The sequence below is a fragment of the Membranihabitans maritimus genome, assembly GCF_021729145.1.
In the GTDB taxonomy this organism is placed as follows: domain Bacteria; phylum Bacteroidota; class Bacteroidia; order Chitinophagales; family Saprospiraceae; genus Membranihabitans; species Membranihabitans maritimus.
Genome location: NZ_JAJSLW010000083.1, coordinates 1 through 392, shown reverse-complemented (window position 1 = coordinate 392; position 392 = coordinate 1). Strand labels below are relative to the sequence as shown.

Here is a 392-nt window from a genome sequence, read left to right as displayed (position 1 = left end):
ATTTTGTACACACATAAAAAAAGGGTTATGAAATTAATCACAACCCTTTGAATTTCAGCGCCTCAGATAGGGCTCGATTCCGCACCCCAGTAGGGGCTGCGGAATGACCTACGGGATTAATCCCGCATGTTTGCGGGACCGCTCTAACCAGAGGTATTAATTTTACTGAGGAGAAAAGACCTGGGATTGTGATGAGAGATGATCCATTAGATGAAAGACTTACTTTTACGTTTTTTAATAAGTCGTTCAATTTTTAATGCGGAAGATCGATTGGGTAGAGGAATTGACCGGGCTAATTTCCAGGGACGGTATTTGGAGGTGAAAGAATTGGAATCATCAAAGTTATGTTGGTATATTCTATTGTCTACATCAATAGATTGGCCGACATAATA

Annotated in this window: 1 protein-coding gene; it reads right to left on the bottom strand. The window is 40.3% G+C overall.

The window, feature by feature from the left end; genetic code table 11:
* Positions 1-206: 206 nt before the first annotated feature.
* A partial coding sequence (locus LVD47_RS23405; RefSeq protein WP_236981145.1) for a GIY-YIG nuclease family protein occupies positions 207-392 on the bottom strand: 186 nt, incomplete at its 5' end.